Origin of the sequence: Cupriavidus consociatus (assembly GCF_017814975.1) — a bacterium.
Lineage (GTDB): Bacteria > Pseudomonadota > Gammaproteobacteria > Burkholderiales > Burkholderiaceae > Cupriavidus > Cupriavidus consociatus.
In genome coordinates this window covers 126,066-143,947 of sequence record NZ_JAGIQA010000020.1, presented here as the reverse complement: position 1 = coordinate 143,947, position 17,882 = coordinate 126,066, and the positions used below count along the sequence as shown (strand labels likewise).

The window sequence follows — 17,882 nt, the reverse complement described above, 5'->3', positions numbered from 1 at the left end:
CGTCCGCCTCGCCCAAAGCCTCATCGACATGCTGCTTATAAGGCTTGTTGATGCTTACAGTAACTTGGGTGGATTGGGGTGCTGCCTGGCTAGATATGCGGCGTAACGCGAGTCCAGAAGTTACAGGTGGCGCTGGCGTCTCTGCGGGCTCCAAGCACTCAGCCATCGCGGCGTCCGACTATGGCGCTAGCCGGACAGCTGTCAAACTGTTGTCCTGCGCCGGACGACAGACCAGAACAGCGTTGAGAGCGACGGGTTATCGAGCTCACGGAGCGCTGCTGCGCAGCACAGTACAGTCTTGTCGGAAACAGGTAGTCCCAGCTCTGTCGCGCTGGCCAGCAACAAAATGGCATCGCGCCGCTGGCGTTGCATCACGAGTTGCCCAATCGTTTGTTCGACGTCCTCCTCGAAGACACTGCTGCGGAAGTTGGGCAAGCGTCCCTGAATCTTTTTCGAGAGAGAGCGCACTTCCTGCAGGAGAGCTGCCCGGTCGGCTTTGAGGGAATGCTTGGCGGAGGGAGGTTGATACATGGGAGCCGCGTGTGTGCTTTACCTAGATTGAGTGATGCAGCTAGCTCGGGATCGGTGGCATGTCGTTTGCAGCTCCCACCGTGTAAGACTTGGTATTTTTCTTTTGCCAGCTCTCCGGCCAGCTAGAGTCATCATCGATAGCCGCGCTTTCTCACGACAGAGCTTAGCCGGTAATGCATGAGAATATCCAATATTGATTTATCTCCGATCGATATGGGATTCGATATCAAGTCTTTATCCGCAGCACTTGTGGAAGACAGCCTTTGGTGCACATCGTGCAGGAACCGACGGGTGCTGCACGGGAGACGACCTGGTCACGCCGCAGCGCCGTTTGCCGCCAGCGTCTGCTCGCTGTCTCAAGTGGATTGATAAGTTAGCTGCCGACGCCAATCGCTGGCGATGAAGGCGAAGGCCATTATTTTCCGGCTTCCAGCCCCTCCGGCGCGAACTCGGACGACGCCACCTCTCGGAAATGCCGTGTTACTTGGCTGTCGTAAGTCGGTAGCCACGTAAGGGCTAAGCCGATGCCGGCGCTATCCGGATAGCCTGCTAGGTGGCGGAATACCATGCGGTCATTGGCAAAGCGCTGCATGATCGATGGGACGAGCGCCACCCCTAGGCCGCTTTCGACTAGTGCCAGTACTGTCTGAACTTGTGTAGCCTCCTGTGTGATGTGAGGCTGGAATCCTGCCATCTGGCAGGCCGACAGCGCGGCGCTGCGTAGGCCGGAGGCTTCGCCCTGCTCATACATGACAAAGTGTTCCTGCATTAGGTCGGCGAGCGTGAGCGCAGGTTTGTCGGCTAGGAGGTGACTGCGCGGCAGTGCGGCCACGAAGCGGTCGCGCTCGAGCAGTGCAAGCGCGGCGGTGCCAGGCGCCAGCACCGGCGTACGCACTAGGCCGACGTCCAACTCCTTTTCTCCCAGCCATTGCATGATGCGTGTTGAGGTAGCTTCGCGCAGCACCAACTCGACGCCGGGATATTCCTGACGAAAGCGCGTCACAAGCCGTGGCAACAAGTGTGAGGTAGTGGTGCCAACAAAGCCCACGCGCAAGGTGCCAGCCATGCCGCTGTTGGCTGCGTGAACCAGATCGCTAAACTGGCCGGCGTGGAACAGGACGCGCCGCGCTTGGGCCAACACGGCGCGTCCGCAAGCGGTCAGTGTGACGCCACGTGTTTCGCGTACGAATAGGTTGGCGTCCAGTTCCGACTCGAGCTTCTGGATCGAAACCGTCAGAGCCGGCTGTGCGACATGCAGGCGCTCGGCCGCGCGGTGGAAATTGAGGGTCTCGGCCAAGACGACGAAATGCCGAATGCGGCGCAGTTCCATGGGGAGCAGTGGAGGGGGAGAGCCACATCTTAGTGCGGGGTGTCTCGCGGGGCAACCGGATTGGACGTCGATATTCAATGCTTATCAATCGTGTGGGATTAGATATTGGACGTTGCTTCCACCCCATCGCTACACTCGCCCGGATACCGGCACATACCCGCGACGAAGATACGCAAGGCTTGACACTGGGCGCGTGCCGCGGTCCGGGGTGTCCAAGTCTGCCCCGTATGCACCGAAACTAACTGACAGGATGCCCATGCACAGCATTGCATCGCTTGATGACTTGCGGACGCTGTGTGCAGCGTCGACGACCGTGAGTAACTATTTCCCGGTCGATCAGGATGCGATCGACACCTTTGCCGAGCTGACCAATGATCGGCAGTGGATTCACGTCGATCCGACGCGCGCAGCTGCCGAATCGCCCTACGGCTGTACCATCGCGCACGGCTTCCTGATCTTGTCGATGGTGTCTGGGGCGTTCGCGCAGTGCTTCTCGTTCCCCAGCCGCAAGTTCGGGCTGAACTATGGCTTCGATCGGCTGCGCTTTACCGGCCCTGTGCCAGCCGGCGCGCGCGTGCGCAGCGCCTTTACCCTGCAACAGATCGACGATATTCGCCCCGGCGAAGTGCGTTGCCACTGGAAGGTGGAAATGCAGGTCGAAGGCAGCGAGCGCCCGGCCATGGTAGCCGTTTGGCTTGTGCAGATGCGGTTCTGATCGTCCCCTTGTAAATCCCCTAGCAAGAGTCGAAACTTCCATGAGTATCAAAGGCAAGGCATATATCGTCGGGGCGTACGAGCATCCGACCCGCAAGGCGCCGGACAAGTCCGTGGCTCAACTGCATGCGGAATGCGCGCGCGGCGCGTTGGCCGATGCCGGCCTATCGCTCGCGGACGTGGATGGCTATTTCTGCGCCGGCGACGCACCCGGGATGGGCGCGATCAACATGATCGACTATCTCGGCCTGAAGGTGCGCCACGTAGATTCGACCGATACCGGTGGCGCTGCCTACCTCGTTCATGTCTCGCACGCGGCGCAGGCAATCGCCGCCGGCAAGTGCAATGTGGCACTGATCACGCTGGCTGGACGCCCGCGCTCAGAGGGCTCTAGCGGGACGCAGGCGCGCAGTTGGGGCGCCAACTTGCCCGACGCACCATTCGAGGCACCGTTCAACCCGGTCACCGTGAATCTTTACGCGATGGTGGCGATGCGCCATATGTACGAGTACGGTACCACTCCCGAGCAGATGGCCTGGGTCAAGGTGGCCGCGTCGCACCACGCGCAGCACAATCCACACGCTATGCTACGCAACGTGGTCACGGTGGAAGATGTACTGAACTCGCCCATGATCGCCGACCCGCTGCACAAGCTCGACTGCTGTGTGGTATCGGACGGCGGCGGCGCGCTGATCGTCGCGCGGCCGGAGATCGCTGCCACGCTCAAGCGCCCAAAGGTGAAGATCCTTGGCGCTGGCGAATACATCAAGGGGCAACTGGGCGGCGAGATCGACTTGAGCTGGTCCGGCGCAAAGTTCTCCGGCGCGGCCGCATTCTCCGAAGCGGGCGTTACCCCGGCCGACATCAAGTACGCCTCGATCTACGACAGTTTCACCATTACCGTGCTGATGCAATTGGAGGACTTGGGATTCTGCAAGAAGGGGGAAGGAGGCAAGTTTGTCGCCGATGGAAATCTGATCGCGGGGGTCGGCAAATTGCCCTTCAACACCGACGGCGGCGGCCTGTGCAACAACCATCCGGCCAACCGCGGCGGCATCACCAAGGTGATCGAGGCGGTGCGCCAGCTGCGCGGTGAAGCCCATCCAGCGGTACAGGTGCAGAACTGCGACCTGGCGCTGGCGCAAGGCACCGGCGGGTACCTGGGTTCCCGTCTCGGTAGTGCCACCCTAATTCTGGAACGCGAGTAATGAGCGGGACCAACACATGACCACCCCATACACTCCTATGGCCTACATGGCTCCGAACCAACAGCCGGACAACGTTGAGTTTTGGCAAGCCGCCCGCGAAGGCCGGCTTCTGGTTAAGCAATGCCAGTCCTGTGGCAAATTGCACTGGTACCCGCGCTCGCTTTGCCCGTTCTGCTTGGGCGACACCGTTTGGAGGGACGCCAGCGGCCGCGGCACCATCTACTCGTACAGCGTTACGCGCAAGGCCGGCCCACAGCCATACTGCATTGCGTATGTGAAGCTGGAGGAGGGCGTGACCATGATGACTCATATCGTCGATTGCGACCTAGACGAGATTCGTATTGGCCAGAACGTTATGGTCAAGTTCGCGCCCAGTATGGATGGCGCGCCGGTGCCGGTGTTTGCGCTGGCGTAACGGTCACAGCGGCGATTGAAAGACGGGCGCACATGCGCCCGCTATCTCGCCCTGGGCGCCCAGGGCGAACACCTGATGAGAACGGGCGTCGCGCCCCACTAGGCTGCTAGGCCTGCTTCTCAGCGTGAGACCTCAATTCAGGTTGTGCAAACTTTCCACATTCTGCGGGATACCTTTGAGTCCTGCATGTCGGTCTGCATCCTCCGTCCCGCGCCCTATGCATTTCGTACGAGTACGCCGCGGAGGAGCAGGAGCGAAGAATGAACACTGAATCATCTGAGCGCGCCGGAACTGCGGAGTCCTGCAATGTCCTTTTCAGAGAGACCGAGCGACCGGAGGATGACTTCCGCGTGCTCTCCTGGCCGTGTGATGGAGCCTGCAACAGCCGGTGTCAGACTTAGCCTTGGAGCCGGAGCAGGCACGACGGACTCTCCCGATTTCATGAAGGTACCGCGCGCAGCATAGTGAGGGTGCAGCGGCGCCTCATCGAAATCGAGCACTGGGGCGAAGCAAACATCTGTTCCTTCAAGCAGCTGAGTCCATTCGGCTCTCGTTAGTGAGGCAAAGAGCGCGGAAAGTTTCTCGTTTAAAGAGGGCCAAGCAGTGAGGTCCAATTGCGAATCGAATTCTGGGTCCTTGATTCCGCATAACTCCAACAACTGGCGATAGAACTGGGGCTCGATTGCACCGATCGAGATGAACTTATCGTCTGCACATCGGTAACAGCGGTAGAAATGTGCTCCACCGTCAAGGAGATTTGATTCCCGCGTGTTTGACCAACGCCCCATCTGCCGCATGCCGTAATACAGCGTACTAAGCAGTGCTGTTCCATCGCAAATTGCTGCGTCAATTACCTGACCGCGGCCAGATTGCCTCGCATGAAATAGAGCGCACATCATGCCGAACGCTAGCATCATGGCGCCTCCACCGAGGTCTCCGACGAGATGCAGAGGCGGACTCGGCGGTTGGCTCGCCTGGCCCATCGCGTGTAGGGCCCCAGACAAGGCAATGTAATTGAGGTCGTGGCCTGCCGCTTTGGCAAGCGGACCCGTCTGCCCCCAACCAGTCATTCTACCGAAAACGAGGCGCGGATTTCTCGCAAGGCAGACTTCGGGACCTAATCCGAGCCGCTCCATCACCCCCGGTCGAAAGCCTTCAATTAGCCCGTCCGCATCGTCCAGGATTCTCAGCACAATGTCGGTCGCTTCTGGCGACTTAAGATCTAGCGCGATGGACTTTCGTCCACGTTCAATGCACTCCTCGTTGCCACCCGTAGCGGAGGGCGTGTCTAGAGGTGGCTTTTCGATGCGAACAACTTCAGCGCCCATGTCAGCGAACATCATGGCGCAAAAAGGCGCCGGACCAAGTCCAGCGAACTCGACAATCTTCAGTCCTGTCAGCGGGCCGCTCATTATTATGCGCCTGAGTAAAGGGGGGAGCACGGCGTTCGGACCCAGGAAAAAAACCGAGTCCATCACGGTGAAACGCACGCGTGGATTGAAGCGCGGACATGCCAGCTACTCGGCTATACGGCAGGCCCGCTATCGTCGGGCTGCCGGGGGTGTGTCTGTAGCCGTCCTTGATGCTGCGAATTACGTTCCAGTCCAGACCGGCAATCGTTTTTCGGTGAATGCCAACGCGCCTTCTCTTGCATCCTTGGAGTCGAAGATAGGCGACAGAATGTGCTTTTGATTCTCGAACATCTCCTGCCGCTTCCAATCACGGGATTCGATCATCACTCGCTTGCTCGCAGCTACCGAGAGGGGACCGTTTTGGGTGATAGTTGCCGCAAGTGTCAGCGCAACTTCGAGCGCGGCACCGCGACCTGTTACGCGGTTCAGAAGCCCCAGTTCATACGCGCGAGCTGCCGTTAGCATATCGCCGGTAAGTGCATATTCCATGGCCACGTGGTGGGGAATACGGTTGGCGAGCCTAAGGAGGCCACCGGCCGATGCCGCGAGTCCGCGTTTGACTTCAGGAAGACCGAATTTTGCGTCGTCAGCCGCCACGAGAAGGTCGCATGCCAAGGCAAGTTCGAATCCCCCTGCGAGTGCATAGCCTTCGATTGCGGCAATCATGACCTTCTTGGGGGGCGTTTCAGTGATACCGCCGAAGCCGCGACCAGGGATGTTGGGTCGGGGGGCACCTTGGGAAAATCCCTTCAAATCCATCCCGGTGCAGAAGGTTCCTGCCGCTCCAGTGATGACACACACACGAAGGTCATCGTTTCTTTCAAACTCGTCAATGGTCTCCGACAGCGCAAGTGCAAGTTCGTAGTTCATTGCATTGCGTGCGTGAGGCCGGTTCAGCGTGAGCACAAAAACGTTGCCCCGCTGCTCTTTCAATAGTTCTGACGTCATAGTGATGGATAATGTAAGGAAGGTCAGCGTTCAACGGGTTAGCGAGGGGTCATGCGAATGGCACCGTCGAGACGAATCGTTTCACCGTTAAGCATGGGATTCTCGAGAATATGAAGTGCCATCAATGCGAATTCGTCGGGTGTCCCGAGTCGCGCGGGATGTGGCACTGAGGCGCCCAGGGAGGCCTTCACGTTTTCCGGCAGCCGCGCAAGCAGAGGGGTGTCGAAGAGACCCGGTGCAATGGTGCAGACACGAATCATTCTCTGGGCGAGGTCTCGAGCAGCGACCAAGGTCATCCCAACAACCCCGGCTTTGGCAGATGCATAAGGAATCTGACCGATCTGCCCTTCAAAGGCCGCCACTGAAGCCGTAAGAACGCATGCTCCGCGTTCGCCGTCAATTGGCTCATTCTTGGCCATCCGTGCTGCCGCCAGCCGCAACGAATTGAACGTTCCGATAAGGTTGATCCGCACGATCGACTCGAACTTCTCCAGCGATCCAGGCGTACCATCTTTCTCCACTAGGCGAACCGGTCCTCCCAAACCTGCGCAATGTACGAGGGCTCGGAATTCGCCGCAGGCTACGGCCTCATCAAACACCTTGCTCATATCATCCGGGTCGCAAACATCGGCCTTTACGAACTTGGCTCGAGGCCCGAGCGCATCTAAAGCCGCGGCTCCGCGTTCCTCCGAAAGGTCGCAGATTACGACGTGCACACCGCGGTCTATGAGTTGACGTGCGGTTGCGAGTCCAAGCCCGGAGCCACCGCCGGTCACTACAGCGCTCATGTTTGCGAGTTTCATTCTGATGTCCTCGAAGGAGAGTTAGGTCGTCGATCGGTCCAGACTTTTTGTTGGACCGTTAAGTGTGGTTCAAAGTCTCTCAATGATGGTTGCGTTGGCCATACCACCGGCTTCACAGATGGCCTGCAGGCCATACCGTCCACCGCAGTCCTCCAATGCGTGGAGCATTGTGGTCATGATTCGTGCGCCAGACGCTCCCAGCGGATGTCCTAGCGCAATTGCGCCGCCGCGTGGGTTGAGCAGGGAGGGATCAGCATCCAGGTCGTGTTGCCAGGCTAGCGGCACGGGCGCGAACGCTTCATTGACCTCGTAGTGCGACAGATCAGAAATGCGCAAGCCGGCCTTTTCAAGGGCGCGCTTGGATGCTGGGATTGGTGCCGTAAGCATCAAAAGAGGGTCATCGCCTCTAACGTCAAATGCAGCAAAACGTGCTCGAGGCCGAAGCTGAAGGCGTTCCGCGGCGCGCTCACTGACGATCAGCAAGGCCGCTGCACCGTCGGTCATTTGTGAGGAGTTGCCTGCAGTGATGCGCCAATCCAGCTCGGGAAAGCGCTCGGCTAGTTCGTCGGTGCGAAAAACTCTCTTTAGCTGCCCCAGAGCTGGGGCTGTAGTCTCTGGACGAATCGTTTCGTCTGAGTCGATGGCGCCATGTGGTGTTGTGATCGGTACGATCTCGCGACGAAACGCTCCAGATGCCTGGGCGGAGTGAGCTCGAGCGTGTGACTGAGCGGAATATTCGTCGAGCGTGCTTTGGGTTAGCCCCCACTTCGCGGCGACCAGCTCTGCTGCAACCCCCTGCGACACGAGACCGGGAGAGTATCGTTGCGTTACTAACGGTCCGTATGGATCTTGTCCCATGCGGGCACTTCCCATCGGGATCCGGCTCATCGACTCAACACCGCAAGCGATCACGATGTCATAGGCTCCTGCCATAATGCCCTGTGCAGCGAAATGCACAGCCTGTTGGCTCGAACCGCATTTCCGGTCAATCGTGGTCGAGGGAACATGTTCCGGGAATCCCGCCGCCAGCCAAGCAATTCGACCAGGCGTTGCTGACTGCTCGCCAACTTGACTGACGCAACCCGTAATGACGTCGTCCACCATGCCTGGATCCAAGCGGTTACGTTGGACGAGTGCTGTAAGCAGTTGAGCCAAGAGTTCAGCGGGGTGCATTTCGCTATATGCACCGCCTGGTTTGGCTTTACCCATAGGACTGCGGATGGCATCGACGATGAACGCCTGTTGCATTAGAGTCTCCGGCTGGAATTTATGCAGGAATGATACGTATGTCTCGAAATGGCGACATCACATCTCATTAAACGATAGCGTGTTTTTTATTGGAAGTAAATGAAAGGACAGACTATGGATATCGATTAATGGTTTATTGGATTAAAACGAGATGGTCGTATCAGGAATAATGGTTAAATTGAATTGAGTGATCGATGTTAGCTTCACAAAATCTACCGGAAGACCATTCAAATGACGGATGATGCCCCCGGTGCTTGACGAGGAGAAGTAAAGGCTATCTAATGTAATTTCTGAGACGGATGTATCAAAATAAAGGAAGTGACTCATATGCAGGCAAAGGGCGAGCAGGACACCGATGGGAGACTGGTCAGTGCTCTTGCACGCGGCATCGCGATAGTTCGATGCTTCACGCCGACGCGCCAGGAGCTGAGCGTGCGTGAACTGATAGAACTGACCGGATTGCCGAAGCCAACACTGTTTCGGCTCCTCGAGACATTGTGCGACTTGGGCCTTCTTCATTATTCCGAGCGCTTGTCAAAGTATGTCGGCGGCGTCGGATTATTGAACTTTGCTGCCCCGGTGCTTGCTCGTATGACTGTGAGGCAACTGGCAAGACCGATGATGGAGGAGCTGGCCAATCACATCTGCGGTCAGGTGCAGCTTGTCGTCGGCTATCGGGACACTTTGAGTTACGCAGACATCGTTCAAGGCTCCGGCAGTAAGGTATTTCGTCCTGAGGTCGGTATGTCAGTTTCCATATCGAGAACGGCTTCAGGCCGCGCTTACCTATGTTCCTTTGCGGAGAACGACCTGGCCGACTATCTAGAGAAGTTCCGTGAGCGACATCCTGGAAGAGAAGAATGGTTGCTGGAAAGGTTGGAAGACGCACGTCAAGATATCGCTGAACATGGTTTCTGCCGAGGACACCGCGACCTTCACCGGGAGATCGAAGTGATTGCCGTTCCCATGCGATGGCGTCGAGACGAAGAGTCTTGGATTTTCTCAGCATCGGTTCCAGTCTTTAGCCCTCAGAGTAAGGCACTAGTTGAGGACGTCGGCCCCCGATTGGTTTCATTGGTGCGCAACGTGGAGGCGTCGATCGGTGGGGTAAGTTGAGACGGGGGACTGCGCTGGGCCCCGGCTTCACTTGTCAAGCGCTGTCCCAGATTCCTTGATCATGAGCAACCAGCGTTCACGCTCGCGGTCCTGGAATGCTGAAAACTCTGAGGGTGAACTACCCACAGGCGATACGCCCAATGCCGACATCCGCGACTTGACGTCGCTGTCAGAAAGAGCGTGATGCAGTGCGCGATTGAGAAGGTCAATTCGTTCTTTCGCCGTTGCTGCGGGAACGGAAAGCCCAATCCAAATTGGTAGGGCATAGGTCGGAAATCCAGACTCTGCAACGGTAGGAACTTGCGGTAACAGCGCAGACCGCTTATTGCCGACGCTTGCGATAGCGCGAAGCTTGCCTTCTCGAATCAATGGGGTCGTAAAAGGTACCGTCATGATTCCAATATCGACGCGACCGGCGAGAACATCGGGCAATGCCGCAGACTCTCCTTTGTATGGCGCATGTACCAAGCTCACACCCGCCATCTTGCTTAGGTACGCCATTCCCAGATGAAGCGGCCCTTTGTTCCCCGTTGACATGTACGAGACAGAATCCTTTTCCGCCTTAGCCTTTGCGATGACATCAGAGAGTGATTTGAATGGGCTGTCCGCCTTTACGACCAGCACATAGTCGACCGTACATACTTTTCCCACAGCCGCAAAATCCCTTTGTGGATTGTAAGGAGTCTCCGGAATCGTGAGCGAATTCAGAATGTTCGTCCCTACACCTCCGAAAAGCACGGTATAGCCGTCTGGGTTCGACTTCGCGACAAATGCGGCACCAATAGCCCCGGCAGCGCCGACGCGATTTTCCACTACAACTGGCTGTTTCAGCATTTCTTGCATTGGCCGTGCCAATAGCCTTGCCAGTACGTCCGTGGAGCCACCTGCTGAGAAGGGTACTACTATTACAATCGGCCTGTCGGGGTACGCCGCAAAAGCCGGAGAGCTGATTCCAGCGGTCATACTAACGAGCGTGGTGGTCAAAGCTGTCTGGAGTAATTTCCGGCGGTGACGGTTGAGCAGAGCGGAAAATTGCAGGATGCGAATCGGCGAAAACATTGTCTCTCCTTGAGTCCTTATTTTTACTGTGGCTCAGATTTTCTAAGTACGCTTCAACGGCAAATCCCGCTATCCACGGGGCGCACCTAGTGCGACTTCCACGTTGTGGACGAGCGTCGAAAGCCGCATGCCCAAGTCGCTAAGCAACGTTGGCTCGCTGCTCAATCTGTACGCGGGAATCGTGCAACCAAAAATAAAACGGCGGTCATTGATAATCGCACGTACAGGTACTGCGACTCCCACAGTGTTGTGATGAAGCTCTCCCTGATTGCGGCAATACCCTAGCTCCGCCAGATCGGTCCGTGTCTGATGCATCTTGTCGTCGAACCAGGAGCGACGTTCTGGGTGTTCAACACGCAAGCGGCTAAGGATTGCGTTGTACTGATCCTCAGGGAGGAGGCTCAAGAATGCTCGTCCCGTAGCCGCTCTGGTAAGAGACACGGTAGTGCCGATTTCCGGCCTAAAAACTGAGTTTTCACGTCCTTGCACGGTCTCTACATATATGAGATCCATGTCGTGAGTGCTTGCAGCGAGGGAAATCTGACCGTCCACAGCGTCGGCAAGCTCCTGCATCAGCGGCCGCGCGATCGATCTAATCGTCATCCCGGACAATAAAGGTGCAGATAGTTGCAGTACGCCTGGTGCCAGAGTGTATCGGTTGCGGCGCTCCGAGTAGTGCAATAGGCCAAGATCACGCAACGTTGCCATTAGGCGGAACGCTGTGGGCTTTGGAAGCATGGATCTCTGTACTATATCCTTGCCGCTTAAGTCATGTTCCTCGGCTGTGAAGCACTGAAGAATTCTTATTCCCCGAGCAAGAGCGTTGCTTGGGACTTCTTCCTTTGAGGCGGAAATGGCCGCCTTCGAGGACGAATCGGGCTGTAGAGAGATGGCGGCCATAATTTGGGATTACAGGTGGACCATGCTGACGGTAAGGCCGCCATCGATGTACAAAGTTTGCCCAGTCATGAAGCCGCCGCGCGGGTCGAGCAAAAACGCCACTGCATGAGCAATCTCTTCGGGCTCCCCTACTCGTTGCAGAGGTACTGCCGCGACCAAAGCCTTTGTACGCGGGTCGTCGGGGCGACTTGCAGTCCGGAAGAGCTCAGTAGCAATCGGGCCGGGAGCAATCACATTGACAGTAATGTTGTGCTCCGCGAGTTCCAGAGCGGCAGTCCGGCTCATACCGACGACACCCGCTTTTGAGGCACTGTACGCCGTGCGATTTACTTTTCCGAGCGCCGCGCGAGATGAGAGATTTACAATGCGTCCGCGTTGCGTGGCGCGCATGCCTGGCACGACGGCCTGAGTGCAAATTAAAGTGGCGTGGAGATTTAGCTTTGCTGCCACGATCATATCTTCGATGGTGCAATCGTCCAGAGAGGTCGTAGGGGCCATCGCGGCGTTGTTGATCAGACCGTAGAACGGCCTCTCAGCCGCAAGCTCCGACACGAGTTTGCGGGTACCCTCAGGGTCCGAAAGATCGACGCAGTGAAATTCCTCATGGGATTGCAAATCGTCAGGACGGTTACGTGCCAGCCCAACAACGCTATAGCCGTCAGCGGCCAGCCTACGCATTACCGCGCGTCCGATGCCCCTACTCGCGCCTGTTACCAGCACACGTTCCCCGGCGATCGTTACATTCGTCATCATCTCTCCTCTTTTGTGTAAGCGTGGTTCGGTTCAGTTCAAGTTCATGACAGCATGCGCTTTCCGATGATGAGCTTCTGAATCTCGGAGGCACCCTCGTAGATCCGCATTGGCCTGACGTCACGATAGAGGCGTTCAATAACCGAGCCCACAGTGACCCCTGTGCCACCGAAGAGCTGGACCGCGGAGTCCACAACCCTTTGGGCGGCTTCCGTGGCACCGAGCTTGGCTAGCGCTACCTCCCGCGTCACCGGCTTGTCTGTCGTGTCCTTTAGCCAAGCCGCGCGATAGACCAACATGGCGGCAGCCTCCAAGTCGAGCGTCATATCGGCAATCTTCATGCGCACCGTGTCCATGTCGGACATCTGGACGCCAAAAATCTTTCTTGAGCGCACGCGATCCAGGGTTTCGTCCAATGCTCGACGGGCGATGCCCACCGCGGCTGCCCCAACGGAGGTCCGAAAGATGTCAAGCGTCCCCATCGCCAGCTTGAAGCCGGAACCCGGCTCGCCTAGCAATCGTTCGGCAGATACTCTGCATCCATTGAAGCGCAGCGTCGCAAGCGGATGCGGGGAGATGATGTCGATACGAGATTCGATGGAAAGCCCTGGTGTGTCGGCGTCGACGAGCAAGGCTGAAAGGCCTTTACTTCCCGGCACGTCTTCGGTTCGCGCGATAACGATGTACTGGTCCGCTATCCCCCCATTCGATATCCAGGTCTTCACGCCATCAATGACGTAGTGCTCCCCCTCTCGCCGAGCAGTCGTGCTCAAAGAGGCGACGTCAGAGCTACCATCGGGCTCTGACATCGCGAAGGCTGCAATACGGGTTCCTCGTCGGGCGCCATCCAGATAGGTCGCCTGCATTGCGCTGCTGCCATGGCGCCAGATGGCGGCGGAGCCGATGCCTTGCATGGCAAAGACAAAATCTACCAAGGCGCTGTCGTAGGCCAGTGCTTCACGAATGGCACTGACCGACCGGACGTCTACGACCTGGCCTTGGCCTGTGTCGGGAACGGCGTAAGCCAGAAGCCCAGAGGCACCCAGAGCGCGAGCGATGGCGCGACATTGTTCATCGAGCGTTAGGGACGCGATATCTGCTTCCAGAGCTGGAAAGTTCTGGCGCCACACCGTCATCCTTGATTCAATCTCCTCATGCCGGGCATCAAAGAAAGGGAGATTCCACAGTTTCCATTGCAGGGCATTCTTCATGATTGGCTCTTTTCCTCCGACATCAGCCTCAGCGCTAGGTCCTTCAACATATTCTTTTTCACTTTTCCACCGTTTGCGCTTTCCGTGATAGGGAAGGAATCGACCTCAAATATCCGGATAGGCGTCTTGTATGTTGCTAGCCTTCCGCGGCACAGGGCGATCATCGAAGCCTCATCGTGCGCATACCCTGACTTACCTATGACAAATGCGACAGGGCGGACACTTCCCGCGGTATCAACGGCAACGACTTGACAGGCGGCTATATGACCCAGCCCTAGTACAGTCTCCTCAATTTCTAGGGGGTTTACGAGATAGCCGCCGATTCGGAGGATGTCGCCAATGCGGGAGAGAAGGGTTACTCCCCCATCCGGCATCAGGTAGCCCAGGTCACCGGTGCGAAGAAACCCGTCCGGGTGGAAGGCCTTGGAGGTTGCCTCAGGATCATTGAGGTACCCAACAGTGAGATTCGGCGAGTAAATCTCGATTTCGCCTGCCTCACCTGCGGCTACAAGCTCGCCGCTCTCCAGCGATCGAATGCGAACTTTGCCAAGAGGAGAGGTGGGCAGTCCACCCGACATCGCGCGTCTATCCAACGGCTCGGCTGCAGGCTGGGACGCAAACAGCGCCATCGATTCGCTCAGCCCATAGCAGCCACGTAGAAAGATCTCTCTGTCCGCCGCCTTCGCCGGGAGGCTCGCCGAAAGGGCGGGAGTAAAGTTTGCGTGTCCATACAGCTTGAGGTCAGGGAATCTTGTTTCATTCCCCGCGGCATCCAAGAGCTTGTCCAACATATCGTCGGTACCAAACATATGGGTTACCCGATGCTGCTGTAGCAATTGTGCCGCCTCTCGTGGGTCGAACTGTTCTTGGACGATAAGAGTCGCATGGGCCGACAGCGCAGCCTGGGCGATAGTGAAACCGAATGCGCCACCAAAGGGCACAGAAAGCAGGAGCCGCGAGTCGGGCCCGATGTCGAACGCTGCGTCGACATCCCGGGCATGACGACTAACGCTTTGTTGCAGGTGGCAAATGAGTTTAGGCTTACTGGTCGTTCCCGAGGACGCGAAAACAACAAAGGGATCCTGTGCTTGCCTCACCTCCGTGGTCTCAGGATTCACCGATACACGGCTCATCAATGAGGTCAGGGTAAGCGATTGCGCGCCAGGAGCTAGTTCTTGACATTCACTCCCGAGCGATATCGCGACTTTCATCGACTGCAATGCGAGCGGGTCGAGCTTCAGAAGGCAGTCCTCGTGATTGATGCCGCGATACGTTGGCACATAGAACAGCGCCTCCGCATGGCTGCGGGACAGAAAGTCCTCAAGCTCTCGTGGCCCGTAACGCATGTTGAGAGGAAGGATACGAACTCCAATCTTGGCACACGCATAAGCGATCGAGAGCCACTCGGGTACATTCGGAATCCACAGAGCCGCGGTATCGCCCCGTCGGATTCCCGCGTTACGCAGTCCATCAGCAATCGCTAGCGCCTGGGTTCTTAGTTCTCCATAAGTGACACTGGTCGCTCCAACAATGACGCAGGTGGAGTCGACGGGTGCAGTGTCCAAGGTGTGGAATAAGGTATCTTCAATCATCTCGGATTATTACTCGATAAATACTGAATGGACTTCTATCGTCGGATCAAATTAATGACTGAATTGCTGGAGCCTCAGAATCAAGTCTCCGACAACGGGCTGCCGCATTTTCTGCGGCGAGATAACTCCGAATCACTGTTTTGACGTCCAGAGACATGTCGGGATCCAGATCATCGCCCATGCGAACCATCTGCGTGGCGAACCAAGCCTGGATGCTGAGGCGATTTTTCATGGTCGCTCAGGACTTCTTGAGCAGTGGGCAGCTTCCTTCGCCCATCGGCCTGAACGCAGCGTCGCCGGGCACCGTGCTGACCAGCGAATAGTAGTCCCACGGATACTTCGATTCTGCCGGTGACTTGACCTTGAAAACGTACATGTCATGAACCATGCGACCATCCTCACGAATTCGCCCATTTTTAGCAAAGAAGTCATTGATAGGCAGCGCTCGCATCTGCCTCATTACCGCCGTGGTCTCATCGGTACGTGCGGCTTCAATAGACTTGAGATAGTGCGTGACAGATGAGTAGACGCCGGCTTGGCTCATGTTAGGCATCTGCTTCATCCGCTCGAAGTAGCGGCGAGACCATGCACGCGTCTCCGGTGTAAGGTCCCAATAGAATCCCTCCGAAAGAATCATCCCCTGGCTTGCAGCCAAGCCGAGCGCATTGACGTCGTTGATATATAAAAGCGTCGCTGCCAGTGTCTGACTGTTCTTGCCGGTGCCAACCCCGAAACTCCGTGCAGCCTTGATGGCATTGATTGTGTCCCCGCCGGCGTTCGCTAGTCCAATCACGCTGGCTTTGCTCGTCTGCGCTTGAAGAATAAAGGACGAAAAATCCGGTGCATTCAACGGGTGCCTTACCGACCCTAGGACCTTGCCGCCTCCACGTTGAACGGCACTAGCGGCATTCTTCTCCAGGTCATAACCACCTGAGTAGTCAACTGTGAGGAAGTACCAGTCTTTCTTTCCGGATGCGACAAGGGTGCGCGCGACTGTGTTGGCTAGGACGTAGGAATCGTAGGCATAGTGAACCGAGACGGTAGAACACAAATCGGTTGTAAACCGCTCGGTTGCGGGGCCGTTGAGAACTAAGATTCGCTGCTTTTCCTTCGCGATCTGGAGAACCGCAAGCGATGAAGAGGAACCGGTGACGTCATGGATTGCGTCAACTTTTTCATTGTCGAACCATTGCCTCGCCTTGGCCGAAGCGTTGTCGGCCTTGTTTTGGTGATCATAGACAAGGAGTTCGACTTTTTTTCCGAGCACTTTCCCGCCGAAGTCTTCGATAGCCATCTGGGCTGCCGTCGCCGAGCCGCGGCCTGAGATGTCGGCATACACACCGCTCATGTCAAGCAGCAATCCGATGCGGACAACGTCATCCGAAATTGCAACTGGGGCGGACGCACTGACTGTGCCTTGGGCAAACGCCGAGAAGCCGAGGACCGTCAGGGCTGTGCCAAGTAGGTTGCGTAGTGGGCGAACGATATTTGGCAAGACGCTTTGCTGTGGTCCATTGAACACTTTGTGATTGGGCCGATCCTTCTTCATGGCTGTCTCCTTGGTGGTCGCAATGTGTTGGACCTACCGTCTCATTTTTAGTGTGTTTAAGAACCGTTTGTGAACTAAACGCGATCTATTTCGAATCTACCGTTTTATCCTAATACAGATCTTACCCATGTGATAGGATCAAATCGCCAGATAATGGTTTGTACTGGTCGAAAAATGAGACAGATGGCTCATAAAAATTGTCCAGCAACAAGTGCATTATGGGTAACTTCAATGCAAAGAGTTTGAACAGGAGACAAACATGCAGGAGCGAGTTGTAGACATCGAAACTTCAGACGGCGTCATGAACACCTACATCTATCATCCAGACCGACCGGGGCCGTTCCCCGTGGTCGTCATGTACATGGACTCGATCGGTGTGCGGGAAGAATTGGCGGACATGTGCCGTAGGATTGCCACTGTCGGCTACTACGTCGTAATGCCGAATCTGTACTATCGACGCTATCGGTCAGTGGATATCGATCCCACCCGTATCACAGATCCAGCGTATGACGAGAAATTTCGGATGCTATGGTCATTGATTGACGGGCTGACGAACTCGATGGTGACCCGGGACACTGAGTCGCTATTTGCTTTCCTCGACCGTGATCCGATTGCCCGACCAGGTCCACTTGCGATCATCGGATACTGCATGAGCGGGCCCTTCGTCTTTCGCTTGGCTGGCGCCTATCCCAACCGCGTTGCGGCTGCTGCTTCTATGTATGGGGTGCACCTTATTACCGACAAGCCAGATTCGCCTCATCTACTCGCGGGAGATATCAAAGGGGAGATGTACTTCGCGTGTGCCGAGCACGATAAGTACATCAGTGCCACCGAAATCAATGCGGTGAAGGACTTGCTGGCGGAGAAGAAAGTACGAGGAGGTGTTGAAGTTTACTCGGAAGCGGAGCATGGATTTGCTTTTCCAGCTAGACGCGCCTATCGAAAGGCTTCCTGTGAGCGCCATTGGGAGCAACTGTTCGATCTGTTCCAAAGGAATCTATAGAGGAATAATCGGCGTTGATGATTCAGGAGCGGCAGACGAAGGTTCGTCACTGAAGCGCACGAGGTACCCAAGCGTATCTCTATGACGTACCCA

Annotated in this window: 18 protein-coding genes; 5 read left to right on the top strand and 13 right to left on the bottom strand. The window is 56.7% G+C overall.

Going from position 1 to position 17,882, the window contains the following annotated elements; all coding sequences use genetic code 11:
- Window positions 1-201: 201 nt before the first annotated feature.
- Window positions 202-531, bottom strand: coding sequence for a hypothetical protein (locus J8I82_RS25195; protein ID WP_209761565.1), 330 nt, complete (start codon window positions 529-531; stop codon window positions 202-204).
- Window positions 532-946: 415 nt separating this feature from the next.
- The gene (locus J8I82_RS25190; protein WP_209761564.1) at window positions 947-1,861 is read right to left on the bottom strand and encodes a LysR family transcriptional regulator; all 915 of its coding nucleotides are present in this window, start codon (window positions 1,859-1,861) and stop codon (window positions 947-949) included.
- 256 nt (window positions 1,862-2,117) lie between these two features.
- On the opposite strand from J8I82_RS25190, the gene J8I82_RS25185 reads away from it, so the two are divergent.
- The 3 genes from J8I82_RS25185 to J8I82_RS25175 are packed head-to-tail and all read left to right on the top strand — an operon-like array spanning window position 2,118 to window position 4,198.
- Entirely contained in the window at window positions 2,118-2,576 is a 459-nt protein-coding gene (locus tag J8I82_RS25185; protein ID WP_209761563.1) for a MaoC family dehydratase, read from the top strand.
- A gap of 40 nt (window positions 2,577-2,616) precedes the next feature.
- On the top strand, window positions 2,617-3,783 hold the full coding sequence (locus J8I82_RS25180; protein WP_209761562.1) for a thiolase family protein: 1,167 nt from the start codon (window positions 2,617-2,619) through the stop codon (window positions 3,781-3,783).
- Between the two features lie 16 nt (window positions 3,784-3,799).
- Window positions 3,800-4,198 carry a Zn-ribbon domain-containing OB-fold protein gene (locus J8I82_RS25175; RefSeq protein ID WP_209761561.1) on the top strand — a complete coding sequence of 133 codons (399 nt, stop codon included), beginning with the start codon at window positions 3,800-3,802 and terminating at the stop codon, window positions 4,196-4,198.
- Between the two features lie 272 nt (window positions 4,199-4,470).
- On the opposite strand, the gene J8I82_RS25170 is transcribed toward J8I82_RS25175, so the two are convergent.
- The 4 genes from J8I82_RS25170 to J8I82_RS25155 form a co-directional block, all read right to left on the bottom strand.
- Complete coding sequence (locus tag J8I82_RS25170) at window positions 4,471-5,610, bottom strand: CaiB/BaiF CoA transferase family protein (protein WP_209761560.1); 1,140 nt, start codon at window positions 5,608-5,610, stop codon at window positions 4,471-4,473.
- A gap of 180 nt (window positions 5,611-5,790) precedes the next feature.
- Window positions 5,791-6,558, bottom strand: coding sequence for a crotonase/enoyl-CoA hydratase family protein (locus J8I82_RS25165; RefSeq protein WP_209761559.1), 768 nt, complete (start codon window positions 6,556-6,558; stop codon window positions 5,791-5,793).
- A gap of 38 nt (window positions 6,559-6,596) precedes the next feature.
- Window positions 6,597-7,361: an SDR family NAD(P)-dependent oxidoreductase gene (locus J8I82_RS25160; RefSeq protein ID WP_209761558.1), complete on the bottom strand. Its 765-nt coding sequence runs from the start codon at window positions 7,359-7,361 to the stop codon at window positions 6,597-6,599.
- A 69-nt stretch (window positions 7,362-7,430) separates the two neighbouring features.
- A complete protein-coding gene (locus J8I82_RS25155) occupies window positions 7,431-8,609 on the bottom strand; it encodes a thiolase family protein (protein ID WP_209761557.1) in 1,179 nt (392 codons plus the stop codon).
- Between the two features lie 327 nt (window positions 8,610-8,936).
- Here J8I82_RS25155 and J8I82_RS25150 point away from each other — a divergent pair, with 327 nt between their 5' ends.
- Window positions 8,937-9,725 carry an IclR family transcriptional regulator gene (locus J8I82_RS25150; RefSeq protein WP_209761556.1) on the top strand — a complete coding sequence of 263 codons (789 nt, stop codon included), beginning with the start codon at window positions 8,937-8,939 and terminating at the stop codon, window positions 9,723-9,725.
- A 27-nt stretch (window positions 9,726-9,752) separates the two neighbouring features.
- On the opposite strand, the gene J8I82_RS25145 is transcribed toward J8I82_RS25150, so the two are convergent.
- The 7 genes from J8I82_RS25145 to J8I82_RS25115 form a co-directional block, all read right to left on the bottom strand.
- The gene (locus J8I82_RS25145; protein WP_209761555.1) at window positions 9,753-10,784 is read right to left on the bottom strand and encodes a Bug family tripartite tricarboxylate transporter substrate binding protein; all 1,032 of its coding nucleotides are present in this window, start codon (window positions 10,782-10,784) and stop codon (window positions 9,753-9,755) included.
- Window positions 10,785-10,853: 69 nt separating this feature from the next.
- Complete coding sequence (locus J8I82_RS39660) at window positions 10,854-11,684, bottom strand: IclR family transcriptional regulator (RefSeq protein ID WP_209761554.1); 831 nt, start codon at window positions 11,682-11,684, stop codon at window positions 10,854-10,856.
- 9 nt (window positions 11,685-11,693) lie between these two features.
- Window positions 11,694-12,434 carry an SDR family NAD(P)-dependent oxidoreductase gene (locus J8I82_RS25135; RefSeq protein WP_245180098.1) on the bottom strand — a complete coding sequence of 247 codons (741 nt, stop codon included), beginning with the start codon at window positions 12,432-12,434 and terminating at the stop codon, window positions 11,694-11,696.
- Between the two features lie 44 nt (window positions 12,435-12,478).
- A complete protein-coding gene (locus J8I82_RS25130) occupies window positions 12,479-13,645 on the bottom strand; it encodes an acyl-CoA dehydrogenase family protein (protein ID WP_209761553.1) in 1,167 nt (388 codons plus the stop codon).
- Window positions 13,642-15,237: an AMP-binding protein gene (locus J8I82_RS25125; RefSeq protein WP_209761552.1), complete on the bottom strand. Its 1,596-nt coding sequence runs from the start codon at window positions 15,235-15,237 to the stop codon at window positions 13,642-13,644. The genes J8I82_RS25130 and J8I82_RS25125 overlap by 4 nt, the downstream gene beginning before the upstream one ends.
- Before the next feature lie 46 nt (window positions 15,238-15,283).
- Entirely contained in the window at window positions 15,284-15,469 is a 186-nt protein-coding gene (locus tag J8I82_RS25120; protein WP_209761551.1) for a hypothetical protein, read from the bottom strand.
- A gap of 6 nt (window positions 15,470-15,475) precedes the next feature.
- Entirely contained in the window at window positions 15,476-16,786 is a 1,311-nt protein-coding gene (locus J8I82_RS25115) for an ABC transporter substrate-binding protein (protein ID WP_209761550.1), read from the bottom strand.
- A gap of 259 nt (window positions 16,787-17,045) precedes the next feature.
- Here J8I82_RS25115 and J8I82_RS25110 point away from each other — a divergent pair, with 259 nt between their 5' ends.
- Window positions 17,046-17,789 (top strand): dienelactone hydrolase family protein, encoded by a 744-nt coding sequence (locus tag J8I82_RS25110; RefSeq protein ID WP_209761549.1) that lies wholly within the window; start codon window positions 17,046-17,048, stop codon window positions 17,787-17,789.
- The last annotated feature ends 93 nt before the right edge of the window (window positions 17,790-17,882 follow it).